Consider the following 2,264-nt stretch of genomic DNA (forward strand, 5'->3'; position numbering starts at 1 on the left):
GTAGCGAATTCGCTACGGGGGCTTCCGGGTTGTGGCCAGGGCCGGGGTCGAACCGGCGACCTTCCGCTTTTCAGGCGGACGCTCGTACCAACTGAGCTACCTGGCCGTACTGCACCGTCTCCTGCGAGACGAGCGATCCCGACGGGACTTGAACCCGCGACCTCCACCTTGACAGGGTGGCGAGCTAACCAACTGCTCCACGGGACCTAGAAGTGGCGAACCACTCAGGGTCTTGCGGTCTTGCGCACTGCACTTTACTACGGTACTGCGTGCCCCCAACGGGATTCGAACCCGTGCTACCGCCTTGAAAGGGCGGCGTCCTGGGCCACTAGACGATGAGGGCTTGTGGCCTGTCCCGCTGTTCCCAGCGTTCGGGGACGTCGAGAAGCATATGGGATGCGGGGCGGATCGCCAAAACGGGTTTCGGCCGGGTGGGGGGCGGGGCTCGTGGGCGGGCGTCAGGACCAGCCCAGCTCGTCCAGTTCGTGGTCGTCGAAGCCGAAGTGGTGGGCGACCTCGTGGATGACGGTGGTGCGGACCTCCTCGACCACCTGCTCGTGGGTCTCGCAGTGGCGCAGGGTGGGGCCGCGGTAGATCAGGATGCGGTCGGGCAGGACGCCCGCGTACCACTCGCCGCGCTCGGTGAGCGGGGTTCCCTCGTAGAGGCCGAGGAGCTCGGGGTCGCTCGGGTCGGGCTCGTCCTCGACGAAGATCGCGACGTTGTCCATCATGGCCGCGAGCTGCGGGGGGATCTGGTCGAGGGCGTCGCCGACCAGCGTTTCGAACTCTTCCCGGGTCATCTCCACCGGATCATTGTCCGGTGCCGGATGACGGTGTGCCAGGTGGCGGAGGCCGGTGTTTGATGGGGCTGTGACGACTTCGGAGGGCGCCGTGGACGACGCCGCGGACGGCACCGCGCCCGGGGGCGCCGCGGCGGACGGCCCGGCCCGGGCGCTGCCGTCGGGCGCGGCGCGGGCCCCCCGCGGCCGGCTCGGCCGCGACCGGCCGCCGGTGCTGCGCGGGCAGGGGCGGGCGGTGGCGGTGGTCGCGCTGGGCGGGGCGATCGGGGCGGTCGCCCGGTACGCGGCCGGGCTCGGCTGGCAGACCGGGCCGTCGGCCTTCCCGTGGACGACGCTGCTGGTCAACGTGGTCGGCTGCGCGGTGATCGGGGTGTTCCTGGTGGTGATCACGGAGGGGCGCCAGGCGCATCCGCTGGTGCGGCCGTTCTTCGGCACCGGGGTGCTGGGCGGGTTCACCACCTTCTCGACGTACGCGGTGGACGTCCGCCGCCTGCTGGAGGGCGGCCGGCCCGGGCCCGCCGTGGCGTACCTCGGGCTGACGCTGGCGGGCGCGCTGTTCGCGGTGTGGGCGGCGGCCGGACTGACCCGGCGTCTGGTCCACCGGGCGGTCCGCCGCGGGGCCGTCCGCCCCGGGGCCGAACGGGGCGCGACCGAACGGGGCGCGACCGGCCCGGGCGGGGGCGCGCGGTGAGCCGGCTGAGCGGGCCGGCGCTCCGGCTGACCGTGCTGGTCGGGGAGAACGACCGCTGGCAGCACCGCCCGCTGTACAGCGAGATCGTGCACCGGGCCCGGGCGGCCGGGCTGGCCGGGGCGAGCGTCTTCCGGGGGATCGAGGGGTTCGGGGCCTCGTCGCTGGTGCACACCACGCGGCTGCTGTCGCTGAGCGAGGACCTGCCGGTGGCGGTGGTGATCGTGGACGAGGAGGAGCGGGTGCGGGCGTTCCTGCCGCAGCTGGACGGGATGGTGGCGGAGGGGCTGGTGCTGCTGGACCGCTGCGAGGTCGTGACCTACGCGGGGCGGGGGCCGGCGGCGGAGCCGGGCCGGGAGCCGGGCCGGGCTCCGGGCCGGGGGGAGACGGCGGAGTGAACTGGCTGCTGGTGGTGGCGGGCGCGGTGGTCGGCGCGCCGCTGCGGTACCTGACCGACCGGGCGGTGCAGTCCCGGCACGACTCGGTGTTCCCGTGGGGGACGTTCACGGTGAACGTGGTCGGCTGCCTGGTCCTCGGGCTGGTGACCGGCGCGGTGGCGGCGGGCGCGGCCTCCTCGCAGGTCCAGCTGCTGCTGGGGACGGGGCTCTGCGGGGCGCTGACCACCTACTCGACCTTCTCGTACGAGACCCTGCGGCTGGCCGAGACCGGCGCCGGACGGTACGCGCTGGCCAACGCGGCCGGCAGCGTGGCGGCCGGCCTGGCCGCGGTGTACGCGGGCGCGGAGCTGGCCTCGGCCCTCTGGGGCTGAGCGGGCG

At 74.2% G+C, this 2,264-nt stretch carries 4 protein-coding genes and 3 tRNA genes; 3 read left to right on the top strand and 4 right to left on the bottom strand.

The window, feature by feature from the left end; all coding sequences use genetic code 11:
* Window positions 1-32: 32 nt before the first annotated feature.
* From ACFU6K_RS37275 to ACFU6K_RS37290, 4 genes are all read right to left on the bottom strand, one after another.
* A tRNA-Phe gene (locus tag ACFU6K_RS37275) sits at window positions 33-106 on the bottom strand.
* Window positions 107-133: 27 nt separating this feature from the next.
* Window positions 134-207 (bottom strand) — tRNA-Asp (locus ACFU6K_RS37280).
* 63 nt (window positions 208-270) lie between these two features.
* Window positions 271-343: transfer RNA gene (locus ACFU6K_RS37285), tRNA-Glu, on the bottom strand.
* 115 nt (window positions 344-458) lie between these two features.
* Window positions 459-800: a metallopeptidase family protein gene (locus ACFU6K_RS37290; RefSeq protein WP_380670831.1), complete on the bottom strand. Its 342-nt coding sequence runs from the start codon at window positions 798-800 to the stop codon at window positions 459-461.
* Window positions 801-954: 154 nt separating this feature from the next.
* Here ACFU6K_RS37290 and crcB (ACFU6K_RS37295) point away from each other — a divergent pair, with 154 nt between their 5' ends.
* The 3 genes from crcB (ACFU6K_RS37295) to crcB (ACFU6K_RS37305) are packed head-to-tail and all read left to right on the top strand — an operon-like array spanning window position 955 to window position 2,257.
* Window positions 955-1,491 (top strand): fluoride efflux transporter CrcB, encoded by a 537-nt coding sequence (crcB, locus tag ACFU6K_RS37295; RefSeq protein ID WP_380670836.1) that lies wholly within the window; start codon window positions 955-957, stop codon window positions 1,489-1,491.
* A complete protein-coding gene (locus ACFU6K_RS37300) occupies window positions 1,488-1,886 on the top strand; it encodes a DUF190 domain-containing protein (RefSeq protein WP_380670833.1) in 399 nt (132 codons plus the stop codon). Before crcB (ACFU6K_RS37295) ends, ACFU6K_RS37300 begins: the two co-directional genes overlap by 4 nt.
* Complete coding sequence (gene crcB / locus ACFU6K_RS37305) at window positions 1,883-2,257, top strand: fluoride efflux transporter CrcB (protein ID WP_074002061.1); 375 nt, start codon at window positions 1,883-1,885, stop codon at window positions 2,255-2,257. Before ACFU6K_RS37300 ends, crcB (ACFU6K_RS37305) begins: the two co-directional genes overlap by 4 nt.
* The last annotated feature ends 7 nt before the right edge of the window (window positions 2,258-2,264 follow it).

Origin of the sequence: Kitasatospora sp. NPDC057512 (assembly GCF_042802135.1) — a bacterium.
Classification (GTDB): domain Bacteria; phylum Actinomycetota; class Actinomycetes; order Streptomycetales; family Streptomycetaceae; genus Kitasatospora.